20 protein-coding genes are annotated in these 21,920 nt (G+C 68.3%); 8 read left to right on the top strand and 12 right to left on the bottom strand.

The genetic code is table 11. From position 1 onward, the window contains the following. The first annotated feature begins 71 nt into the window (after positions 1-71). On the top strand, positions 72-1,787 hold the full coding sequence (locus tag AA983_RS08775; protein WP_052947028.1) for a hypothetical protein: 1,716 nt from the start codon (positions 72-74) through the stop codon (positions 1,785-1,787). After that, positions 1,787-2,809, top strand: a complete 1,023-nt coding sequence (locus AA983_RS08770) for a hypothetical protein (protein ID WP_156170313.1) — start codon at positions 1,787-1,789, stop codon at positions 2,807-2,809. The genes AA983_RS08775 and AA983_RS08770 overlap by 1 nt, the downstream gene beginning before the upstream one ends. Before the next feature lie 103 nt (positions 2,810-2,912). On the opposite strand, the gene AA983_RS08765 is transcribed toward AA983_RS08770, so the two are convergent. From AA983_RS08765 to pseB, 3 genes are read right to left on the bottom strand one after another with little or no spacing between them, the layout of a single operon-like run. Continuing rightward, positions 2,913-3,803 carry a hypothetical protein gene (locus AA983_RS08765; RefSeq protein ID WP_047311882.1) on the bottom strand — a complete coding sequence of 297 codons (891 nt, stop codon included), beginning with the start codon at positions 3,801-3,803 and terminating at the stop codon, positions 2,913-2,915. A 1-nt stretch (position 3,804) separates the two neighbouring features. Then, positions 3,805-4,938 carry a DegT/DnrJ/EryC1/StrS aminotransferase family protein gene (locus AA983_RS08760; protein ID WP_047311881.1) on the bottom strand — a complete coding sequence of 378 codons (1,134 nt, stop codon included), beginning with the start codon at positions 4,936-4,938 and terminating at the stop codon, positions 3,805-3,807. An 8-nt stretch (positions 4,939-4,946) separates the two neighbouring features. Next, positions 4,947-5,936: a UDP-N-acetylglucosamine 4,6-dehydratase (inverting) gene (gene pseB, locus AA983_RS08755; RefSeq protein WP_047311880.1), complete on the bottom strand. Its 990-nt coding sequence runs from the start codon at positions 5,934-5,936 to the stop codon at positions 4,947-4,949. 172 nt (positions 5,937-6,108) lie between these two features. On the opposite strand from pseB, the gene AA983_RS08750 reads away from it, so the two are divergent. From AA983_RS08750 to AA983_RS08740, 3 genes are read left to right on the top strand one after another with little or no spacing between them, the layout of a single operon-like run. Beyond that, positions 6,109-7,191, top strand: coding sequence for a PseG/SpsG family protein (locus AA983_RS08750; protein ID WP_047311879.1), 1,083 nt, complete (start codon positions 6,109-6,111; stop codon positions 7,189-7,191). 47 nt (positions 7,192-7,238) lie between these two features. Beyond that, positions 7,239-8,774, top strand: coding sequence for an aldo/keto reductase (locus tag AA983_RS08745; protein WP_052947027.1), 1,536 nt, complete (start codon positions 7,239-7,241; stop codon positions 8,772-8,774). Then, positions 8,771-9,484 (top strand): TIGR03089 family protein, encoded by a 714-nt coding sequence (locus AA983_RS08740; RefSeq protein ID WP_082128816.1) that lies wholly within the window; start codon positions 8,771-8,773, stop codon positions 9,482-9,484. Before AA983_RS08745 ends, AA983_RS08740 begins: the two co-directional genes overlap by 4 nt. Before the next feature lie 78 nt (positions 9,485-9,562). Here AA983_RS08740 and AA983_RS08735 read toward each other — a convergent pair whose 3' ends face one another. The 3 genes from AA983_RS08735 to AA983_RS08725 all read right to left on the bottom strand — a co-directional run bounded on the left by AA983_RS08735 (position 9,563) and on the right by AA983_RS08725 (position 12,261). Next, positions 9,563-10,339 carry an ABC transporter ATP-binding protein gene (locus AA983_RS08735; protein WP_047311878.1) on the bottom strand — a complete coding sequence of 259 codons (777 nt, stop codon included), beginning with the start codon at positions 10,337-10,339 and terminating at the stop codon, positions 9,563-9,565. Between the two features lies 1 nt (position 10,340). Further along, positions 10,341-11,207, bottom strand: a complete 867-nt coding sequence (locus tag AA983_RS08730) for an ABC transporter permease (RefSeq protein ID WP_047311877.1) — start codon at positions 11,205-11,207, stop codon at positions 10,341-10,343. An 88-nt stretch (positions 11,208-11,295) separates the two neighbouring features. After that, positions 11,296-12,261, bottom strand: a complete 966-nt coding sequence (locus AA983_RS08725; RefSeq protein ID WP_197078991.1) for a glycosyltransferase family 2 protein — start codon at positions 12,259-12,261, stop codon at positions 11,296-11,298. A gap of 246 nt (positions 12,262-12,507) precedes the next feature. Between AA983_RS08725 and AA983_RS08715 the strand changes: the two genes are divergently transcribed. Further along, positions 12,508-14,067, top strand: a complete 1,560-nt coding sequence (locus AA983_RS08715) for an LCP family protein (protein WP_231579576.1) — start codon at positions 12,508-12,510, stop codon at positions 14,065-14,067. A 123-nt stretch (positions 14,068-14,190) separates the two neighbouring features. Here the strand turns inward: AA983_RS08715 and AA983_RS08710 are convergent, their stop codons facing one another. From AA983_RS08710 to AA983_RS08685, 6 genes are all read right to left on the bottom strand, one after another. Continuing rightward, positions 14,191-15,360, bottom strand: a complete 1,170-nt coding sequence (locus tag AA983_RS08710; RefSeq protein WP_047311874.1) for an acyl-CoA dehydrogenase family protein — start codon at positions 15,358-15,360, stop codon at positions 14,191-14,193. Positions 15,361-15,497: 137 nt separating this feature from the next. Further along, positions 15,498-16,025 (bottom strand): 5-(carboxyamino)imidazole ribonucleotide mutase, encoded by a 528-nt coding sequence (gene purE, locus AA983_RS08705; protein ID WP_047312177.1) that lies wholly within the window; start codon positions 16,023-16,025, stop codon positions 15,498-15,500. Positions 16,026-16,033: 8 nt separating this feature from the next. After that, the gene (locus AA983_RS08700) at positions 16,034-17,230 is read right to left on the bottom strand and encodes a 5-(carboxyamino)imidazole ribonucleotide synthase (protein WP_047311873.1); all 1,197 of its coding nucleotides are present in this window, start codon (positions 17,228-17,230) and stop codon (positions 16,034-16,036) included. Positions 17,231-17,268: 38 nt separating this feature from the next. After that, positions 17,269-18,039, bottom strand: a complete 771-nt coding sequence (locus AA983_RS14865; RefSeq protein WP_052947026.1) for a winged helix-turn-helix domain-containing protein — start codon at positions 18,037-18,039, stop codon at positions 17,269-17,271. A gap of 89 nt (positions 18,040-18,128) precedes the next feature. After that, entirely contained in the window at positions 18,129-19,130 is a 1,002-nt protein-coding gene (locus AA983_RS08690; protein ID WP_047311872.1) for an adenylate/guanylate cyclase domain-containing protein, read from the bottom strand. Next, positions 19,130-19,942, bottom strand: coding sequence for a biotin--[acetyl-CoA-carboxylase] ligase (locus AA983_RS08685; protein WP_052947025.1), 813 nt, complete (start codon positions 19,940-19,942; stop codon positions 19,130-19,132). Before AA983_RS08685 ends, AA983_RS08690 begins: the two co-directional genes overlap by 1 nt. Positions 19,943-20,019: 77 nt before the next feature. On the opposite strand from AA983_RS08685, the gene AA983_RS08680 reads away from it, so the two are divergent. Together AA983_RS08680 and AA983_RS08675 are read left to right on the top strand one after the other, a co-directional pair. Then, on the top strand, positions 20,020-21,648 hold the full coding sequence (locus AA983_RS08680) for an acyl-CoA carboxylase subunit beta (protein WP_047311871.1): 1,629 nt from the start codon (positions 20,020-20,022) through the stop codon (positions 21,646-21,648). Beyond that, the gene (locus AA983_RS08675; protein WP_082128814.1) at positions 21,645-21,920 is read left to right on the top strand and encodes an acyl-CoA carboxylase epsilon subunit; all 276 of its coding nucleotides are present in this window, start codon (positions 21,645-21,647) and stop codon (positions 21,918-21,920) included. Before AA983_RS08680 ends, AA983_RS08675 begins: the two co-directional genes overlap by 4 nt.

Here is a 21,920-nt window from a genome sequence, read left to right as displayed (position 1 = left end):
GGACCCTCGGCTCCGAAGCACGACCCGGCCACGCCCGAAGCACGCCCACTGATCGACGAAGGAAACTGCCCATGGCTCGCGCCAAGCCGGTGGAGAAGGTCCACCAATCGTACGGTTCGCACTTCGACGCCATGTGCGTCACGGCCGGGCGGTTCTGGCCACGGTGCGTGCTGCCCTCGGGCGAGGAAGTCATCTTCGTCGACCTGCTCATGCAGGACGTCCGTGTGGCGCTTCGTAACCTCACGCTGGCCAACGGGATCCGTCGCATGCACCCTGCGCGCATCGTCGCTCTCGTCGGGCCGGACCCGGACTGGCGCGACACGATCTGGCAGTACTACGACACCGACCAGCTGTCGAAGATGGCGACGGCCTGGGGCGCGGTCGACGTCATCGACGTCGGGCAGATGATCGCCGACACCCTGCAGGGTGTGAACACCTTCGAGGTGGCCGGGCACACGATCACCCTGCCGGAGACCACCGACATCCCGCAGCAGGAGTACGACGACATCGTCGCCGCCACGGCGGTTCGCATCATGCGTGTGCCCGAGGTCGACGAGCAAGTCGCGAGCGAACCGACGTACAAGCGACTCGTCGAGCGCTCCAAGCACTACGCGCGCATCTACGACGCCCTGTTCTCCCAGATCCCGACGGCTGCCTTCGTCACGAGCCACATCGACTACGCGCAGTGGGGGCTCGCGGTCGAGGCCGGTATGCGCCTCGACGTTCCCGTCATCCACGTCCAGAGCACCGGCTCCCTCAAGGCCTACGCCCTCTTCCCCGACCAGATCGAGGGCGAGGGCACCTACCGCATGCAGATGACCCGCCTCATCGCCGAGTACTTCGAGGAGTGCGTCTGGAAGCACCGTGACGCGCTACGACGCTCGGCAGAGCTGTCGACGTGGCGTTCCAAGGTCAACCTGGGTCGCCCCTCCTGGTGGCGTGGCGGCGGATCGGTCTCGCAGCTGGAGTTCCGTACCCGCGCAGAGCGTGACAGCGTGCGCACCTTCGCGGCTCGCCGCTTCGGTTGGGACCCGGCCAAGCCGATCATCACCGTCTTCGACCACGCCGTCAGCGACGCCGTGCGCTCGAACAAGGAGATCTTCGACAACCTCGGGCACTGGTTCCGCGAGACGGTGGAGTTCGCAGCCGAGAACCCCGACGTGAACTGGCTCTTCGTCGACCACCCGGCTCAGGCGTTCTACGACAGCACGCAGATGTTCGAGAAGCTGGCCGAGAAGTACGGCCACCTCGACCACATGGTCTTCACGCCCAGCATGGACCTGTCGAAGAACGTCATCTGGAGCCTCGTCGACTACGCCGTCACCGTGCGCGGCTCGGTCTCCAACGAGTACCCCGCCTACGGCATCCCGGCCCTCCAGGCCGGTTGGTCGGAGTGGAGCCACTGCGGTATCAGCCGTCGTGCCGACACGCAGGAGGAGTACTGGCAGTACCTTCGCGAGGCGATGGACGGTCTCAACCGCGGTGACCGCATGATCACCGAGGAGCAGATCGAGCGAGCCCGGCTGTGGCTCGTCTACTACCGCGCCCTCTCGGACGTCGCCAGCCCGCTCGTGCCCCACTGGGAGTCCAGCCAGGCGGCCCGCCTGTACATGGGCGTCAACCTCGCGATGTCGCACATCGAGGCGGACGGCGACAACGTCCTCATCGCAACCCGCCGCATGTGGGATCGCCACGAGCCGTTCCTCACGCGCGCCGAGTTGCACGCCCCGACCGAAGAGCTTCCGGCCATCCTCGGCCTGGTGTCCGATCTTGAGGAGAGCCACTGATGGCAGAGCGCAATCCCGGAATGACGACGACGTTCGACGACGTCGTCACCCCGCTGACCCTGCCGGTGGACCTCACCGGTGGCGCCGTACCCGAGGCCATGGTGATGGACGGCATCGTGCGCGGCCAGGCCATCGTCGGGCGCACGCGTTCGAACGACACGATGCTGGGCCTCAAGTTCGACAACGGCGGCCGCCCGGTGCGCGTCGACCTCGAGTTGTCCGCCGACGAGGCCACCGAGAAGTGGTGGCGCGTGCGCGTGCCCGAGGAGCACCGTGAGGCCGACCTCACGCTGCCGCGTCTCGTCAGCATCCGCGCAGGTCAGAAGGCTCGACTCGTGGGTGCCGCCCTCGTGACGCAGCTCGCCGAGGACTCCCCCGGCCTCACCCGTGTCGCCGTCTCGTTCGACCTGGACGCGGACGAGATCGACCCCGAGGGACTGCTCATGATCGAGGTGCTCGGCGTCTCGCTCGGGCGCGACGACCTGCTCGACGTGCGCCCGGCCCTCGGCCTTCGTTACGACGCCATCCGCGTCACCGAGCGCGGCGCCGACGAGCCCCGACTTCCGGCTCAGGTCTCGGGTGGCCACACGATCAAGGCGCGCACCCGTCACGGCTGGATGAGCGTCGTGCCTGGCGAAGGCGTGACGAGCGTCGAACTCGAAGCCGTCGATGCCCCGCTCCAGTTGGCAGCACTGACCAAGAAGAACCGGTATACCCGTGTCGGCGCCAAGGCGATGCGCAAGGGCACGCGCATCGCGCGTTCGCAAGCCCGTCAGGCCGTTTCGAGCGTCGTCAACACGTCGTTCTCGGTGCCGGACGGCGCCGTGGAAGTGCTCGACCTCCAGGGCCGCCCAGTGACCGAGGGCGTCTCCGTCACGCGCGGCCCCGCAGGCCGTCTCGTCGTGACGCTCGCGGAGTCCGTCACCGAACCGGTGCTCGTGCACATCGACACCAAGCCGCAGGGTCGCCGCTCGGCCGGTTTCCTCGGCGCCACCGAGTGGGCCATCGTCGGCGTCCACTGACGCACCTGACGGCAACGCCGAAACGGGCCGGGCACCGCACACCTCGAGGGGTGACGGTGCCCGGCGCGTTTCGTCGGCCGGATCTCGCCCGGCCTATCCGAATTCAGGAGTCGACGGTGACCGCCGACTCGGGCAGCGGTGTGACGAGGCCGCCGTCGTCGCGCAACGGCTGACGCTGCCAACCGAAGGCCTCACGGACCTCGGCGGGGTTGAGCAACGCGTCCTGACCGAGTTCCTCGGCGGCGAGCTGGCGCCCCAACTCGAGAGGCACGAAGGGCTGGTAGAGCTCGGGCAGAAGACGGTGCGGTTTCTGCGACCCGCCGAGGATGGCGTGGTCGTTCATGATCTCCATCGGGTCACCGTAGATGCCGATCTGGGCACCGGCGGAGGCGCCGTAGAACAACGCGCTCGAGGCCCGATTGCTCACGACCCGGCGATGACGGCGGATCTCCGCGAGCTGCTTGCGCAGGAAGTTCACGTCGGTGTTCTTCCACATGTATCCGCGCTCACCGTGCGTGATCACGCGGGCGCCGAGGCTCTCGTAGATACGGCGCACCCGCGCGTCGCGGTACTCGTTGATGTAGAGACTCACGGTGATGGGAACGTCGCCCTCCACCTCGCGGATCTCACGCATGTACTCCTCGTGCGAGCCGACGATCTGCTGCCCCTCCCAGCCGTGGAAGGGGTAGACGATCGTTCCCTCGCGCTCGGGGTCGGTGGCCTCCCACCCGCGCTGGTCGTGCTGTTCGAGCAGGTACGCCCAAGGTGCCCCCACGACGACGTACGGGTGCAGCCCGAGAGCCCAACCACGACGCGCCACGGTGTTCGACCACACGAGCTTCGGGTAGCCGGCGACGAACGTCGTACCCACCGCGAAACCGTCGTGGATGTTCCAGCCGTGCTGCAGGAAGCCCCAGATGCGAGGCACGCCCTGCACCCCGGCGTACTCGGCCATGATGTGGGCATGGCCGTAGAAGTGGTTGGCGTGGTGCATCTCAGGCCCCGACGAAGCCCCGGATGAGCTCGATGACGCGATCGACGTCGTCGTCCGTGAGGTCGGGGAACATCGGCAGGCTGATCTCCTGCTCGTAGTAGACCTCCGCCTTGGGGCACATGCCACGCCGGTAGCCCAGATCGGCGAAGTAGGGCTGCCAGTAGACGGGGATGTAGTTCACCTGCACACCGATACCCTGCTCGCGCAGGTGCTCGAACAGCTCACGGCGGCGTCCGTCGGTGATGCGCAGCGGGTACAGGTGCCACACCGGGTCAGCGCCCGCCCGGTGACCGGGCAGCGTGAGCTGCTCGATGCCCGCAAGGCCCTCGTTGTACCGATCGGTGATCTCCTGGCGGCGCGTCTTGAACTGTCCCAGACGCGTGAGCTGGCTCGAACCGAGCGCGGCCTGCAGGTCGTTGAGGCGGTAGTTCAGCCCCAGCTCGGGCATCTCGTACCACCAGGCGCCCTCGTCCTTGCTTCGCAGCTGCTCGGGCTCGCGGACCATGCCGATGCCCTTGAAGCGGCGAGCGCGCTCCACGACGTCGGCGTCCTTGGCCACGACGGCACCGCCCTCACCCGTGGTGAGGTTCTTCGTCGGGAAGAAGCTGAACGTCGTGATGTCCGCGAGCGAACCCACCGGCGTGCCGTCGAGCGAACCGCCGACGGAGTGCGCCGCGTCCTCGAGGAGGTAGGCACCGGCCTTCTTCGCCACGGCGGAAAGGCCCTCGGCGTCGATGGGGTGGCCGCCGTAGTCGACTCCCGCGACGACCTTGGTCGCGCCCGTGATCTCCGCAGCCACAGCGTCGGGGTCGAGGTTTCCCGTGTCCTCGCAGATGTCGGCGAAGACGATCTTGGCGCCGAGAATCGAGGCCGTCGTCGCGGTGGCGAGGAAGGTCAGCGGCGTCGTGATGACCTCGTCGCCGGGGCCCACCTGCGCGGCCGCGTAGGCGACGTGCAACGCCGCCGTGCCCGAGGTGACCGAAACGGCCTGATTCGGGCTGCCCGCGAGCTGCGCGATCTCCTCCTCGAAGCGCGTGACGTAGGGACCCGTGGTCAGCCAGTCACCGGTGAGGACCTCCTCGACGACCTTGACGTCGTCGGCGCTGATGGACTGTCGGCCGTACGGTAGAACCATCGAGCGCCTCAGATACCCGACGAGAGGATCTGCTGGAGCTCCTCGATCGTGTACCACTGGTCGTTGTCACCCGAGGAGTAGTGGAAGCCGTCCTCGACCGGAACGCCGTCGGCAGGGGCCTCGTAGCCCCACGTCGCGAAGTCGGGCTGCAGGACGAAGTACTTGCCGTCGTGAACGATGACCGCTCGGCGGCCTTCCTCCGGCGAGATCATCTCCTCGTGGAGCTTCTCACCGGGGCGCAGACCCACGTCGTGCATCTTGGCACCGGGGGCGATGGCCTGGGCCAGGTCGGTGACCTTCATCGACGGAATACGCGGCACGAGCAGTTCGCCGCCCTGCATCAGCTCGAAGGTGTCGAGCACCATCTGGCAGGCGTCGTCCAGCGTGATGAAGAAGCGGGTGCAGCGCAGGTCCGTGATCGGCAGCGATTCGCCGGCCTCGTGCATCGCCTTGAACTTCGGGATGATCGAACCGCGCGAGCCCATGACGTTGCCGTAGCGCACGACGGCGAAGCGCGTCGGGTAGGCGGCGGCGTAGTGGTTGCCGAGGATGAACAGCTTGTCGGCCGTCAGCTTCGTCGCACCGTAGAGGTTGATCGGGCTGGAGGCCTTGTCCGTCGACAGGGCGACGACCTTCTGGACGCCGGCGTCGATCGAGGCCTCGATGACGTTCTGGGAGCCGATGACGTTCGTCTTGACGAATTCGTACGGGTTGTACTCGGCCGTGTCGACCTGCTTGAGAGCGGCCGCGTGAACGACGTAGTCGATGCCGTGCATGGCACGACGCAGACGGTCGAGGTCACGGATGTCACCGATGAACCAGCGAAGACGCGGGTCGTCCTTGAAGAGAGCACGGCACTCCCACTGCTTCAGCTCGTCACGCGAGTAGATGACGACGCGCTTCGGGTTGTGCTCGGCGAGGAGCTTCGAGATGAAGGCCTTACCGAAAGAACCGGTACCACCGGTAACGAGGATGGACGATCCTTCAAGAATGCTCACTCGGGGCTCCCATTGCGTTGTTCGTGCATCGGGCGGCTGACGTTCGGCACGTCGGCTAAACTCTGCCCGATTCTTGACATTCCCTGCAAGGCTAGCACCAGCGCGCGAGGCCCCAGGGACTCGACACGTCGCGGCGGGTCACCTCCCGTGGCGCTCGTGCCACCATGGCGCCATGACGACGCAGCCCTCCCCCACCGGCGCCGATCGGGCAACCTCGGCCATCGTCCTTCGCACCGATGCCACGGCGTCCATCGGAGTGGGTCACGCCATGCGGTTGCTCGCGCTGGCGCAGGAGTTCATCGCTCGCGGCCGATCCGTCCACCTCGCGGGCGAACTGGCCCTGGACTGGGTCGAACGTTCCTACCGTGACGCCGGGGTGACGTTGCACACGCGGCCCGACGACCCGGCGGCCCTGGGGGATCTCGCCGACCGGCTCGCCGCGTCCTTCGTCGTCATCGACGGGTACGACTTCGGCCCTTCGTGGGGCGCTCATCTCAGGCGGCACGGGCTGCCCGTCACGGCCATGGTCGACGGTCGCTTCGGCGCCGATCAGGACGCCGACCTGTACGTCGACCAGAATCCCGGGGCCACTCCGAGGAAGGTCGAGGCGGGGCGGCATGCCCTGGCCGGCGCGCCCTACACGCTCTTTCGCGACGACGTCCTCGCCCTGCGCAAGGAGGTCGCCGGGCGGGCACGGCCCGGAGCACGGGAGCGACTCAGCGTCCTCGCCGTGTTCGGCGGAAGCGACCCCATGGGCGCCGCTCCGCTCGTCGCTCCGATCATCCTGCGGGCCGCTGCGGCCGCCGGAGTCGGGATGGATCTCACCGTCGTCACGCCCGACGACGCCTGGGCCGCGCCGTTGCGGGACGACCTGCCCGTCGACGTCACGTTGACGACAACGGGCCCCGTCACCGATCTGGCGGCCCGTGCTGCGCGCAGCGATCTCGTCGTCACCGCCAGCGGCTCGTCCGTGTGGGAACTCCTGTGTCTGGGGGTGCCCACGGCAGTCGTGTGTGTCATCGACAACCAGCGGCTCGGTTACGACATGGTGATCGAAGCCGACCTCGCGCTCGGCGTCGGCCACCTCGACGAACTGCACGCGGTGGGCACGAGCCGTGAGGACGCGACACGCCGACTGGCGAGTGCTCTCGGCGACCCCCGTGCCCGCGAGGCCCGCGCGCAGCGGGGGCGGGAGTTGCTCGACGGTGACGGCCGCCGCCGCGTCGCTGACGCCATCGAGGCGCTTCGTCGCTAGGGTGAGAGCGCACGTGCTCTCGTCCCTGCTTTCTCCCGGAGGTCCCCGTGACCCGCACCCGTGTCGTCGTCCAGTCCCGGCTCAACTCGAGTCGTCTGCCGGGCAAGGCCCTCATGACGATCGGTGGCATGCCGCTCATCGAGCTCGTGGCCCGGCGCGCGTCACGTGACGGGCACGAGGTCATCGTCGCGACGAGCGAGGAGCAGTACGACACGCGCATCTTCGATCACCTGCACCGCGTCGGCATCCCCGCCATGAGGGGCTCCCTCGACGACGTGCTCGGACGCTTCGTCGCCGCGACGCGCGACCTCGACGACGACGACCGCGTCGTTCGTCTCACCGGTGACAACCCGGTCGGCGACTCGAGCCTCATCGACGAACTCATCGAGGCGATGGACGCCGGCGGCTTCGCATACGGCCGCAACGACGTCTCCCGCATGCCGGAGGGCCTCGGCTGTGAGGTCTTCCGGGTTCGCGACCTGCGCCGCGCGGCGGCCGAGACCGACACGCCCTACGACCGCGAACACGTCACGCCCTGGCTTCGGCGGAACGTCAGCACGCTCGACTACGTCCCCGAGGACAACCCCGGAGATCCCGAGCGCTTCCGCTGCACCGTCGACGTCCTGTCGGACTACGACCGCGTCTGCCGCCTCTTCGCGGACAAGACCGATCCGGTGAGCGTGCCCTGGATCGACCTCATCAACGAGATCGGCGGCAGCGCGTTCACCGCGGGCCCCAGCGTGCCGCGGCGTGACCGGAGCGAACTCGACCAGTCCGTCATGATCCTCGGCGGCCAGGCGTTCGCCGGGCCCCTCGCACCCTCGTCGACGGAGATCCGCGCGATGCTGGCCACCGCCGTCAACCGCGGCGTCAACCACGTGGAGGTGGGACGCGGCGACCACAACGCGGAGGAGATTCTGCACAAGTGCGGTGAACCGCAGCTGACGCAGCGTCTGCACTTCATCTCGCGGTTGCGCGAGATCCGTACGAACGACCCGCGTCTGGCCGCGACAACGGTCGAGGCCCAGCTCGAGCGTTCGTTCGCCGAGCTCGGCCGCCGTAAGGCGTCTGCGGTGCTCATGGCGAACGTCGACGAGGCGCACAGCGCGGACGGCACGGGCTGGCACCGCCTTCGCGACTACCGCGAGTCCGGCGAGGTGGGCCGTATCGGCGTCAACGTCGAATCCCTCGACGAGTTGCGCCGTGCTCTGGAGTTGACCGACCTCGGTTACGTTCAGTTCCCCCTCGGCGTCGCCGACCGCGCCCTGAGCGGCGCGCGCGAGCTCCTCACGGACCGCGACGTCGTCGTCACCACCCACGCGACCTTCGCGGGCGGCACGGTCTTCGAGCCCACCGAACTCAACCGACAGCTCGTCCTCCTGGCCCACGAGCTGGGGCGCGCGAACGTCGCAGATCTGTGCGTCGCCTACAGCCTGGGCCACCCCTTCGTCGACTCGATCGCCGTCGGCACCCGCAGCAACCAGCAGATGATCGACGACCTCGCCTACTGCCTCAACTCCCCGTTGACGCCCGACGAGGTCGACCTCGTCGACGAGCGTCTCGCCTCGGTGCTCACGTCGTGACGACGACACCGTGGCAGGTCGTCGAGGCCATGACGCGCAGCGACGCGACGGCGCCGCGTCTCACGTTCTACGACCGAAGCGACGAGCCGACCCGCGGCGAGCGAATCGAGCTCTCCGCGAAAGTGCTGACGAACTGGGTGAGCAAGGCGGCGAACCTCCTCACCGAGGAGTTCGACGTGGAAGCCGACACGAGAGTCGGCATCAACCTCCCCGCCGCCCACTGGCGCACGGCGTACTGGTGTCTCGCGGCCTGGTCATTGGGTGCCTGTGTCGAGTTCTCCGACAGCGACGCCGGAACCTTCGCCGACGAGGACGGGCTCGATGTCCTTGTGACGAGCGTTCCCTCGCCGGACTTCGGTGGCGACCAGGTGGTCGTCACCCTGGCGATGCTGGCACGGGGCGCTGCCGTGGAGGTACCGGCCGGGGCACTCGACGAGGCCCGCGAGCTGAGCACCTACGCCGACCTGTTCGTCCCGTTCGACGAGCCTGCCGGAAGCGCCGTCGCGTGGGTCGCCGGAGACGAGCAGGTCACCTTCCGTGACCTCGTGACACCCGACGGAACCGGCGAACGGCGTTTCCTCGCCGGCGCCGATCCCACACAGATGCTGCGCTGCTGGGTGGGTGGTGGCAGCGTCGTCATCGTCCGCGGCGACGCTGACCCGGTCGAACTCGACACCCTGCTCGCCCAGGAGGGCGTCCAGCGCCACTGAGGACGAACAAACGCCGCCGCCCCTTCCTGGTCTTCATGAGGGGGGCGGCGGCGTTCGGCCTTCTGGGGCTCGCAAGCCTCAGGAGATGCCTGCGTCGAGATCCTTGTTGTAGTGCGCCAGCACGTCCTTCATCGGACCGTCGTCGACCAGCGTGCCGCCGGACAGATAGAGCCCTCGGGTGCAGAAACGCTTGAGGTCGCCCTCGGAGTGACTCACGAGGAACATGCTCCGCCCCTCGGCGAGCAGCTCCTCCATCCGCGTGTAGCACTGCTCTCGGAAGGCTCGGTCACCGACGGCGAGCACCTCGTCGACGAGGATGATCGGCTCGTCGAGCTGAGTGATGACGGAGAAGCCCAGCCTCACCTGCATGCCGGAGCTGAAGTGTCGGAAGGGCAGGTCGAGCCCCCGCGTGACCTGCGGACCGGCGAACTTCACGATCTCGTCGAAGCGTTCGTCGACCGTTTCCTTCTTCATGCCGTGCAGGCCGGCCATGAGGTAGATGTTCTCGCGTGCCGACAGTTCTCCGATGAACCCGCCGGTGAGCTCGATCATCGGGGCGACGCCCTCGGTGACCTTCGCGTAGCCCTCGTCCGGCAGGAGCGTTCCCGCGATCATCTTGAGCAGGGTGGACTTGCCGCCACCGTTCGCTCCCACGAGACCGACCGCCTCGGCCCTGCCCACGTCGAACGAGACGTTGCGCAGGGCCCAGAAGGTCTCCTTCGCGTACGTGGTCTGTCGGCGGTAGACGAGTTCGCGCAACGACAGGTTGCGCTTGCGACCCTTGAGGAACTCGATGCCGAGGTCGTGGACCTGGATGACAGGCTCGCCCTCGGGGGTGTTCCACTCCAGTGCCATGTCAGATCTCCTTGAGGATCGCCGGTTCGAGCTTGCGGAACACCCAGGAGCCGAATGCGAGCCACGCCAGCGAGACGATGAGGGCATAGATCCAGGCGTGCCAGTCCGGGCCGTACTGACTGATGAACCCGGCGCGGTACATGTCGGTGATGCCCGTGAGCGGGTTGAGCTGAATGAGGAACTTGGCCCAGGTCCACTCCGCCGGCAGCTTCGCCTCGAGGAAGTGCAGCGAGTAGACGATCGGGGTGACGTAGAAGAGCACGCGCAGGCCGATGCGCGTGATGCGGGCGAAGTCGTCGACGAGCGCGGTCACGGGCGCCATGACGAGGCCGATACCCGTGAGCAGGATGAACTGGACGATAAGGGCAGGGATCCAGAACACGAGTTCCCAACTCAGGCTCACCTCCCCCCGGAGCATGTAGAAGACGAGGAAGCCCAACAGGATCGGCAGGGAGAGCAGATGCTCGATGCCCTTCGAGATGACGACGCGCATGACCCACAGCTCGCGGGGCAGGTTGGTCGAGCGCACGAGGAGGCGTTCGGCGTAGAGCGCGCGCGAACTCTCGTTGATCACGTTGCTGAACCAGTTGTAGGCGAGCAGACCCGCGACGAGGAACAGCACGATCGGAACACCGTCGGTGCTCGCCCACTTCTGGTCGGACGACGAGGACAGACCGGGCTTGCCGTGGCCGCCGTAGATGAAGCCGAAGACGAACGCGTAGACGAGCGCCATGGCCAGCGGATCGATGAGCGTCCACAGATAGCCGAGCACGGAACGCGCGTACCGCACGCGAAGATCACGTCGGACGAGCGTGTCGAGCGTGGCTCGATGCGCCCAGATCCGCGCAAGACGGTTGTGTGAGTTCATGGTTTCCTTCGTGCTCCTGCGTTCGCCCGCGAACCTTGCCGCGCGCTACGCGGCACCTCAGCCTAGCGAGCACATCCTGGGAGTTCCGTCAGGCTCGCGGCGCTTCGCCTGGTTCGGCCGCTTCGAGCTCGACGTTCGAGGTGATGAACCCAGTGCCCCAGGCCATGTGCATCGTGGCGAGGACGAAAGGCATCCGGACGATGACCTGCGGCGAACGTCCCGAGGCCGCACGGACACCGCCTGCTGTGACCAGGGCCGCGTAACCGAGCGGCGCAGCGAGCGCGGGCCGCCACTTCAGACCGATCAGGCTGCCCGCCACGACACCCGCGACGGCGACCGGCGGGGCGAGATAGCGCAGGTTGATCGAACCCTTGTGTTGACGAGCCACGACCCGCCGCCAGGTGCCGTATTCGAAGTACTGCTTGGCGAGCGCCTTGAGCGTGGCGCGCGGGCGGTAGGTGACGCGCAGGTCGGGGGTGAACCACACCGTTCCGCCGCCCTTGCGGATCCGAAAGTTGAGTTCCCAGTCCTGGGCGCGGGTGTAGCGCGGGTCGTACATGCCGACCTTCTCGATCCACTCCCGCGCAAAGTTGCCGAGGTAGACGCTCTCGACCGGGCCGGCCTCCCCGCCCTGCTTGAACTTCACTCCACCGACGCCGATCTTGGACTTCATGGCGCACTCGACGGCCTCCTCGAAGGGCGTCGTGCCCTCGGCGTCCATGATGCCGCCGACGTTGGCCGCACCGGTCTCGCGCAGAAGACGCTCGACGGTGGCGAAGTACCCGGGTGAGAGGATGCCGTGCCCGTCCACGCGGACCAGGACGTCGTGGTGGGTTGCGGCCAGGGCGGCGTTGAGTCCGTCGGGGGTTCGTCCGGTCGGGTTCTCGACGAGAGTGATGCGTTCGTCACGTTCGGCGAGCGCACGGGCCACGTCCCAGGTGCGGTCGGTGCAGGGGCCGATGGCGAGCACGACCTCGACGGGGCCGTCGTAGCGTTGGGCCAGGATCGCGGTGACGGCTTCCTCGAGGTGCTTCTCCTCGTTGAGGATCGGCATGAACACCGAGATTCCGCGGCGCATGCTCGGGTCGACCGGCGACGTCGGGGCGCTCGTCACGGGCTCGCTCGTCACAGTGATGATCGCTCCTGAAGTCGTGGGCTCGTGAACGTCGCCCCAGCCTACCCGCGCGCAGAAGACACCTCACGCGCCTCACGCCGACGCCCCTTCCATGACGCTCGTGCTAACACGCCGCGCGAATGCGATGTCAGCCCAATCCCGGAAGCGACCCCCTACCCTCGGAGGGTGCCTCACCCGAATGACCCCCGCCGCCCGTCCGGCACGCCGCGTCCCGAGGACCGTGGCGCCGGGCCGTCCGGAGTGCCCGCGGACGATGACGCGTTCGTCATCGACACCCGCCGCTCCAAGGGAAACCGCCGGGCCCTGCCCCAGCGTCCTCGCCGCCCCGACGAGGGCAGCGCGCAGGCCATTCCGGTTCGAGGCGAGGGGGACGCTCCCCGCCAGGGCAAGCGTCGTCAGCAGGGCGAGGTCCCTCCGGACGCCCCGCGCGACGGACGGACGTCTCGTCCGCTCCAGGGCGCGCCGCAAGGCGGGCGTCCTCAGCGACCGCAGGACGGGGCGCGACCTACGGCTGCCGCGCCGCGTGACGACAGCACACGCGTCATGCCCACCTCGGGACGCCCCGAGCGGCCCGTCCGGGGCCGCTCCACGGACGCGGCCTACGCGTCCGCCGGCGCCGCGGGTGGGTACGGCGCTGACGCCGGGCGTGACGGTTTCGACGCCCACGACGGCAACGGCGGGCGTCCGCCCCGCGGCCCGCGCCCGGGTGACCGGTTGGACGGTGACGGCTCAGGGCAGCCCCCGCGCCGCCCGCGGCGTCGGGGGAAGAAGATCCTCGCCGGTGTCCTGGCCCTGCTCATCCTCTGGGTCGGCACTCTCGTCTGGGCCGGCAACTCGGCCTGGAGCAAGGTGAAGAAGCTCGACGCCGTCCCCGCGCAGCATCTCGCGGAAGAGGGCAAGGGCAAGAACATCCTGCTCGTCGGTTCCGACGCCCGCACAGGTCTGACGCCGGAGCAGCGCAAGAAGCTCGGCACCGGCACCGCCGAGGGCAAGCGCACGGACTCGATCATGGTGTTGCACATGGGCGGCGACAAGCCGACCCTCATGTCGATCCCCCGTGACAGCTACGTCGACATTCCCGGCTACGGCAAGAACAAGATCAACGCGGCGTTCTCCTTCGGTGACGCGCCGCTGCTCGTCAAGACGATCGAGCAGAACACGGGCATCCACATCGACAACTACATGGAGATCGGCTTCGGCGGCTTCGCGTCGGTCGTCGACACCGTCGGTGGCGTCAACATCTGCGTCAAGAACGACATGGACGACCCGAAGGCACACATCAACCTCAAGAAGGGCTGCCAGGACATGGACGGCGCGACGGCGCTCGGTTACGTCCGAGCCCGTTACTCCGACCCCGAGGGCGACATCGGGCGCGCGAAGCGTCAGCGTCAGTTCCTCGGGGCCCTCATGGGCAAGGTTTCCTCGCCCGCGAACATCCTCGTGCCGTGGCGCCTCAAGGGTCTCGGAGAGTCCGGTGCGCAGGGGCTCGCCGTCGACAAGGACATGGGGATGATCACGGCTGCCCGCGTCATGCTGACGCTCAAGAAGCTCTCCGGTGACGGCGGTAACTCGGTGGTCGTGCCCAGCAGCAACAACGCGCTGCCGACCGCCGTCGGCGAGGCTGTCGAGTGGGATCAGCAAAAGTCCCAGGAGCTGTTCAAGGCGATCCGCGAGAACGGCGACACATCGAAGTTCGTCGTCAAGACGCCCGCGGCGGCCAACTGATCCACAACAGGTCGGCGACGAGGTGCCCGAGCGCACTCACCGCAGCTGACGTCCCGGCCCTGCCCGTGGACACGGCGAAGGGCCCCGGCATGACGCCGGGGCCCTTTCTCGTGTGCTCGAACCTCAGTAGCCCTTGAGCACCTGACGACCCATGACGAGGCGCTGGATCTGGTTGGTGCCCTCGTAGATCTGCGTGATCTTGGCGTCGCGCATCATGCGCTCGACCGGGAAGTCGCGCACGTAGCCGGCGCCGCCGAGCAGCTGGACGGCGTCGGTCGTGACCTCCATCGCGATGTCGGAGGCGTAGCACTTGGCTGCCGCGCCGAAGAACGTGAGGTCCTTGTCCTCGCGCTCGGACTTGGCGGCGGCGACGTAGACCATCTGACGGGCCGTCTCCACCTTCATCGCCATGTCGGCGAGCATGAACTGGATGGCCTGGTTGTCGGCAATGGCCTTGCCGAACTGCTTGCGCTCCTTGACGTAGCCGACGGCGAAGTCGAGTGCGCCCTGGGCGATACCGACAGCCTGGGCGCCGATCGTGACGCGCGTGTGGTCGAGCGTGCGCAGAGCGATCTTGAGGCCCTCGCCCTCGGCGCCGATGAGCCGGTCGGCGGGGATGCGGCAGTTGTCGAAGTGGAGCTCTCGCGTGGGCGAACCCTTGATACCGAGCTTGCGCTCCTTCTCGCCGAAGTTGAAGCCCTCGTCACCCTTCTCGACGACGAACGCCGAGATGTTGCGGCCGCGCTCGCCGTCGGGGTCGGTGACGGCGAGAACCGTGTAGAACTCCGACTCGCCGGCGTTCGTGATCCACGACTTCTGACCCGTGAGGACGTAGCTGTCGCCGTCCTTCTTGGCCTTGGTACGCATGGACGCGGTGTCCGAGCCGGCCTCGCGCTCGGACAGGCCGTAGGAGAACATCGCCTCGCCGGCGCCGAGCTTCGGCAGGTACTTCTTCTTGATCTCCTCGCCGCCGCCGAGGATGACGGGCAGTGAGCCGAGCTTGTTCACGGCGGGGATGAGCGAGGAGCTCGCGCACACGCGCGCCACTTCCTCGATGACGATGCACGTACCGAGCGCGTCGATGCCGGCGCCGCCGTACTCCTCGGGGACGTGCGGGGCGGCCAGACCGGCCTCGACGAGGGCGTCGAGGGCCTCGCTCGGGAAACGGGATTCCTCGTCGACGTCGGCCGCGTGCGGAGCGATCTTGTTCTCGCACACCGGGCGGATCGCCTCACGAAGAGCCTCGTGCTCCTCGGAGATCGTGTACAGGTCGAAGTCAGGGTTACCAGCCATAGCCGCATGCTACGCGTCGGTACGCCGTCGAGGTGGGCCCGGCCGGAAGTTACCCTGACGAAGGGAGCGGACTCGGGTTCTCGAGGCGAATTCTCGAGGCGGGCGCCGCTTGCCCTGCTGCCAGCGTCCTTTGAGCGTCAGCCCTGGCGGCGGGCGACGTCCTCGCGCAGCGCCTCGCCCTTGGCGTGGGCCTCGTCGCGAAGGCTGACCTGGAAACGCTCCATCGCCTCCGCGAGGCGCGTTGCTTCCTCCCCGTCACCCGAGGCGAGGATGCGTACGGCGAGCAGGCCGGCGTTGCGGGCGCCGCCGATCGACACGGTCGCCACGGGCACGCCGCCAGGCATCTGGACGATGGACAGCAGTGAATCCATGCCGTCGAGATACTTCAGCGGCACCGGAACACCGATGACGGGCAGCGTCGTGACCGACGCCAGCATGCCCGGAAGGTGCGCCGCTCCCCCGGCTCCGGCGATGACGACCTTGAGCCCGCGCTTCGCAGCGCTCGCGCCGTACTCCACCATCTCGTGGGCCATCCGGTGCGCCGAGACGACGTCGGCCTCGTAGGCGATGCCGAATTCGTCGAGCACGTCGGCGGCGGCCGACATCGTCGGCCAGTCCGAGTTGCTGCCCATGACCAGCCCGACGACGGGCTGCTTCGTGTCCATGTCGTTGCTCATTCCGTCACCACTCCCTCGAGGTAGTCGCATGCGTGACGGGCGCGCCCGCGCAGACCGACGAGATCGGTGCCGCTGACGTTGACGTGCCCGATCTTGCGGCCGGGGCGCACGCCCTTGCCGTACAGGTGGATCTTGAGTGCGGGGTCGCGCGCCATGAGGTGCTTGTACGTGGGGTACAGCTCCTCGTAGGAACCGCCGAGAACGTTGCCCATGACGGTCCACGGAGCCCGCGCGGTGACGTCGCCGAGCGGCAGGTCGAGCACGGCGCGCAGGTGCTGTTCGAACTGACCGGTGACGGCACCGTCCATCGACCAGTGGCCCGAGTTGTGCGGACGCATCGCCAGCTCGTTGACGACGAAATCGCTCTGACCCGAACCGTTCTCGGCGACACGTTCGAAGAGTTCGACGGCCATGACACCGGTGACGTCGAGCTCCCGGGCGATCGTCACCGCGGCTTCGGCGATGCGGCCGGCGAGTGCGTCGTCGAGGTTCGGTGCGGGGGCCAGCACCTCGGTGCAGATGCCGTCGGTCTGCACGGTCTCGACGACGGGCCAAACCGCCACCTGGCCGCTGGGGCTGCGACCGATCATGACCGACAGTTCGCGGGTGAAGTCGACCGCCTCCTCGACGAGCAGCGGAGCGCCTTCGGCCTTGGCGAACCAATCCGCGGCGTCCTCGGCCGCTTTCACGACGCGAACGCCCTTGCCGTCGTAGCCGCCCGTCGGCGTCTTGAGCACGACCGGCCAGCCGTGCTCGTCACCGAAGGCTGCCAGCTCGTCGACGTCGACGACCGCGCGCCAAGCCGGGCACGGCACGCCGAGACCTTCGAGCCGCTCACGCATCGCGAGCTTGTCCTGGGCGAAGCGCAGGGCGCTGGGCTTGGGGTGCATCGGCACACCGTCCGCCTCGAGGGCCGAGAGGACGTCGGCCGGCACGTGTTCGTGATCGAACGTGACGACGTCGCAGCCCCGGGCCCACTCGCGCACGGCCTCGGGGTCGGTGTAGTCGCCGACCGGCGAGTGCGGCACGACGAGGGCTGCGGCCGCGTCCTCGGACTCGGCGAAAATCGAGAGCGTCAGGGCCAGCTCGACCGCCGGAGCGGTGCACATGCGGGCCAACTGGCCCGCTCCGATGATGCCGACGACGGGGAATCCGCCGGGCGCGGTGGGGGCTTGGGTCTTGGAGCGCGTCACGGCCCCAAGGGTACGTGGCGGCTCGCAGGAATCAGCCTTCAGCCCGTCACGGACCACACCGTCGCGCCACCGCCGTGGTCGGCGTCGGCATCGCCGGGCGCCAGGACGAAGCCCGCACCCCTGACGGTCTCGATGCGCCAGGCCTCACCACATACCTGCGGCAACTTGCGGCGCAGGTTTGCCACGTGCATGTCGATGGCCTTCGGCGTACCGCTCCAGTGTCCGGTCCACAGCGCCGCCCCGATGTCGTCGCGCAGGACCACGCCGTCGGACGCTGTCAGCATCTCGAGGACCATGGCCTCCTTGGCCGTGAGCTCGACGCGGCCGCGACCTCCGACGACCTCCCGACGCCGCACGTCGACCCACGGACGCGAGGAGGCGGTGAGCGCTTCGCCCCGTTCACGCGTGACACGGCGTACCCGCGCGGCAACGCGTGCCCCGAGTTCGGCTGGGTCACCGTCGAGCAGGACGACGTCGTCGGCTCCCGCGAGCAGGAGTTGTGCCACGACACCGGAGCGTTGCGCCGTAGCGTCACCGAACGCGACGGCGGCAACGAAGGCCGTCTTCGGGTGCCGCTCGGTGAGACGGCAGAGAGCCTCGAGGACGTCGGCATCGAGGGGCTCACCGGCGCGGCCTGCGGCGAAGAGCACACACGCGGGAGCACTGCGGTGCGTGGGCGCCACGTGGTCGGAGCAGATGTCGACGAGCGAACCGGCGACCGTCCGAACCGACAGGTCGGCGGCCTGGTGGAGCCGTAACAGCGTCGTGTCGTCGCCAAATCCGCCGCGCGCGAGGAGAACATCGGTCATGTCGACCGAGAATATGGACCTTTTCGGCGTAGCGGGGTGAAAGAAACCGGTTGATTTCTCAACAACCAAGCGCCCGGTTCAGTTGTGCGCTACTGGAGTACCCACGACGGCGACGTTCCGATCCCTGCGAGGTCGAGCGCCTCGTGCGCCCGAAGCGTCGACTGGGGGTCGTGACGCAACGCGTCCGCCGTGGTTTCGTCGATGAGAATCTGCCCCGCCTCCGCGGCGTTGGTCAGGCGAGCGGCGCGGTTGACCGTCGTGCCGTAGATGTCGCCGAGGCGCGCGAGCACGCGCCCGGTCGACAGGCCGACGCGCATGCGCGGGATGACGTCGTCGGTTTCCGAGGCTTCCTTGAGCGCCCGGGCGATGCGGGACGCACCTGCCGGATCCTGGTGCGAGAAGAGCACCTCGTCGCCGACCATTTTGACGACGGCGCCGGAGTGCTCGCTCACGATATCGGAGGCCATGGCCTCGAACCGCGTCACGAGGGCCGCGAGGTCGCTCTCGCTCAGGCTGCGAGCCAAGCGGGTGAAGGACACGAGGTCCGCGAACCCGACGGTGCGCACGACGCCGAGGTGACTCTCGGGCTGCGCGTCGGCCAGCAGTCGCGACAGCGCCACCGAGAGGTTGCGCCGCCACACGTAGTTCATGATCGGTTCGAGGTCGTCGGCGATGTCGGCCATCGTGCGCGCGGTCGCCTTGGCCAGCTCCTTGCCCTCCGGTGGGGCGTCCTGACGCTGGGAGATCATGTCGGCGACGAGCTGCGTCTGCCACATCGCGAGGCGATCGGTCGTGCGGCCGAGGGCCCGCGCCAAGCCGAGCAGCGTGTCGACATCGAGGTCGTGCGTCGCCGTCACGGACATCGCGGCGCGCAAGGCGCGAAGGTCGGTATCGCTGAATGCCACGTCACCCTCGCGGGAGTTGACGAAGCCGAGCGCGCGCCAGACGCGGCGTGTCTCCTCGGGGTCGACGCCCGCGTGTTCGGAGAGTTCACGACGTCGGTAACGACGCGAGCTCCCCATGAGGATGCGCTCGATACCGTCGATGAACGTCGAGTCATTGGCGGTGAACTGGTGGGGGATCTCGCTCATCACTGGCCCGTTCTCAGATCGTCGCTGCGGTGCAGCCGCGCATGGACGATGTCGGCCACCGAGTACGCCATCCTATTCGGCGAGTCGGTCTGCTCGCCGAGCGGCACGGCCTCGAGCCGGCCCTCGTCGTCGATGCCGGTGGCGCACCGGCGATGCACCGCCCCGTCGGGGGTGTGGATGTCGACGTCGGCACCGATGGTGAGGCAGTGATCCCGCATCCGCTTCCGCAGCGCGGCGACTTCGTGGCCAGAAGCCCTCCCCCACGTCACAGCCGACGCCATGACGTGGGCGGCCACGGCCTCGATGACGGCTTCGCGCCCGATGTCGTACCCGGCACAGCGCAGCGACGTAGCCGTCTCGACGGGCAGTTCCTCACGCTCCTGGCTGACGTTGAGTCCGACGCCCGCGACGACGAGCGGCGTACCGTCCGCCGAACGCGTCATCTGACACAGAATGCCGCCGACTTTGCGCCAGGTGCCGTCGGGGTCGCGCACGAGCAGGTCATTGGGCCACTTCGTTCCGACGCGCCCGACGCCCTTGTCCTCCAGGACGTCGACGAGGGCCCCGCGCACGGCGTCACCGACGAACAAAGGAGCCCACCCCCAGGTGGCGCCGTCGGCCGGGAGCGGCAGCGTCATCGACATCGTGACGGCGGAACCCGCCGGCGCCTGCCACGAACGGGTCAGACGGCCCCGGCCGGAGGTCTGCAGATGGGCCGCGACGAGGGCCCAGGGCTGGGGCTTCCCCATGGCTCGGGCGTTCGTCGAGTCGACCTCGTCGAGCAGCTCGACGACCCACCCCGCACGACTCAAATTCCGCGCCAGGCGGGGTGAAAAGCCTACTGACAAGTTCACTTCCGAGGTCACGACCCCAGGTTAGGGTGTGGCCCATGACCTTGGAAGACGTGCCCCCGGACACCTCGATCGACCTGCACACCACGGCCGGCCGTCTGCAGGACCTGGCCAACCGAACGGAAGAGGCGGTTCACGCCGGTTCTGCTCGCGCCGTGGAGAAGCAGCACGCCAAGGGAAAGCTCACCGCGCGTGAGCGCGTGGAGCGGCTGCTCGACGAGGGATCGTTCGTCGAACTCGACGCCCTCGCCCGTCACCGCTCGACACAGTTCGGTCAGGACAAGTCGCGCCCCTACGGTGACGGCGTCGTCACCGGGTACGGCACCGTCGACGGCCGTACGGTCTGCGTCTTCAGCCAGGACTTCACCGTCTTCGGCGGCTCCCTCGGCGAAGTCTTCGGCGAGAAGATCTGCAAGGTGATGGACCTCGCGATGAAGCTGGGTGCGCCCGTCATCGGCATCAACGACTCCGGCGGCGCGCGCATCCAGGAGGGTGTCGTCGCCCTCGGCATGTACGCCGAGATCTTCCGGCGCAACGTCCACGCCAGCGGTGTCATCCCGCAGATCTCGCTCGTCATGGGCCCGTGCGCCGGCGGCGCGGTCTACTCCCCCGCCATCACCGACTTCACCGTCATGGTCGACCAGACCTCACACATGTTCATCACCGGCCCGGACGTCATCAAGACGGTCACCGGTGAGGACGTCGGCTTCGAGGAGCTCGGCGGCGCGCACACCCACAACTCGCGCTCGGGTGTCTCGCACTACATGGCCACCGACGAGGATGACGCCATCGAGTACGTGAAGTCGATGCTGTCCTACCTGCCGAGCAACAACATGGACGCGGCGCCCACGTTCGACGCCGAGGCCGACCTCGAGATCAACGACGACGACCGCGCGATGGACACGCTCGTGCCCGACTCGGCCAACCTCGCGTACGACATGAACGACGTCATCGCGCACATCGTCGACGACGCCGGAGACGGCCCCGACTTCCTCGAGGTGCAGCCGCTGTTCGCGCCGAACATCATCTGCGGCCTCGCCCGCGTCGAGGGCCACAGCGTCGGCATCGTCGCCAACCAGCCGGCCCAGCTCGCCGGCACGCTCGACATCAACGCGAGCGAGAAGGCCGCGCGCTTCATCCGCTTCTGCGACTCGTTCAACATCCCGATCGTCACGCTCGTCGACGTGCCCGGCTTCCTGCCCGGCACGGACCAGGAGTGGGGCGGCATCATCCGTCGCGGCGCGAAGCTGCTCTACGCCTACGCGGAGGCGACGGTGCCGCTCGTCACCGTCATCACGCGCAAGGCGTACGGCGGTGCGTACGACGTCATGGGGTCCAAGCACCTCGGTGCCGACATCAACCTCGCGTGGCCCACGGCTCAGATCGCCGTCATGGGCGCCCAGGGCGCGGCGAACATCCTGTACCGCAAGGAGCTGGCGAAGGTCGCGGAGAAGGGGTCGAGCGAGGACGTCGAGGCACGCCGCGCCGAGCTCATCACCGAGTACGAGGACACCCTGGCCAACCCCTACATCTCGGCCGACCGCGGGTACGTCGATGCCGTCATCCCGCCGCACGAGACGCGCGTCCAGGTGACGAAGGCGCTCCGCGCCCTGCGCCACAAGCGCGAGGAGCTGCCGCCCAAGAAGCACGGGAACATCCCGCTGTGAGCGCCGAGAACACCGAACCCACGCCGGGCACCGACGAGGCTCCTGCCTCCGAAACCCCGGACGCAACCCTTGCTGCCGCGCCGACGATCCGCGTCGTCTCGGGTGCACCGACGGATGAGGAGTTGGCCGCCGTCGTCGCGGTGCTCACCGCTCGCGCCGCGGCTGCGGCAGACTCCGTCGAACCACCCCGCGAGGTCGCCTACTGGGGTCGCCCGGCGCACGTGCGTCACGGCCGTCCGCGCAGTTGGGCCGAATCGACGCTGCCGCGCTGA

The sequence above is a fragment of the Dermacoccus sp. PE3 genome (assembly GCF_001021715.1).
GTDB classification, from domain to species: domain Bacteria; phylum Actinomycetota; class Actinomycetes; order Actinomycetales; family Dermatophilaceae; genus Dermacoccus; species Dermacoccus abyssi.
Note: the sequence above shows the minus strand (reverse complement) of the source record. Positions and strands in the feature narration are given on the sequence as shown.